Below are 765 nucleotides of genomic sequence, written 5' to 3' on the forward strand. Positions count from 1 at the left end.
ATGCGAAGCCTGCCGGCAAACTCGGCGACCCGGCGCACGAATTCGTCATGGATTTCGCGCGCCACGAACAGCCGCGATCCGGCGATGCAGATCTGGCCCGAATGCACGAACACCGCCATCGCGGCGACAGGAACCGCCTTGTCGATGTCGGCATCGCGGCAGACGATGATCGGCGATTTGCCGCCGAGTTCCAGGGAAACGCGCTTGAGGTTTGTCACGCCCGCCCGCGCGATGGCCTGCCCGGTCAGCGTCGAGCCGGTGAAGACGATCTTGTTGACGTCGGGATGTTCAGCGAGCCGCGCACCGGCCTCCGCCCCGGTGCCGGTGACGACGTTGACGACGCCGTCGGGAACGCCGGCTTCCTGCATCAGCCTGGCGATCAGCAGCGGCGTCAACGAGGCGTCCTCCGAGGGCTTCAGCACGATGGTGCAGCCGGTGGCCAGCGCCGGCGCGATCTTCCAGATCGACGCGGCGGTCGGAGCGTTCCAGGGGATGATCGCGCCGACAACGCCCACCGGCTCGCGCCTTGTGAAGCTGACGATCTCGCCGGGGATCGAATTGTCTATGGATTCGCCATGCAGCGCGGTCGCCATGCCCGCATAGAAGCGCAGCATGCCGATGACGCGCCGCCGGTTGGCGAGCGTGCGCGTGATCGGCAGTCCCATGTCGAGAGTGTCGGAAACGCTGAGCTCTTCCCAATGGGTCTCGAAGAGATCGGCGATGCGCAGAAGCACGCACTGCCGCTCATAGGGCGAGAATTTTGAC

The 765-nt window shown here is 65.8% G+C and carries 1 protein-coding gene; it reads right to left on the bottom strand.

From position 1 onward, the window contains the following. The coding region (locus EN750_RS37170) for an aldehyde dehydrogenase family protein (protein ID WP_127399468.1) at positions 1–765 on the bottom strand (765 nt) is incomplete at both ends.

Source organism: Mesorhizobium sp. M7A.F.Ca.ET.027.03.2.1, assembly GCF_003999175.1.
GTDB lineage: Bacteria > Pseudomonadota > Alphaproteobacteria > Rhizobiales > Rhizobiaceae > Mesorhizobium.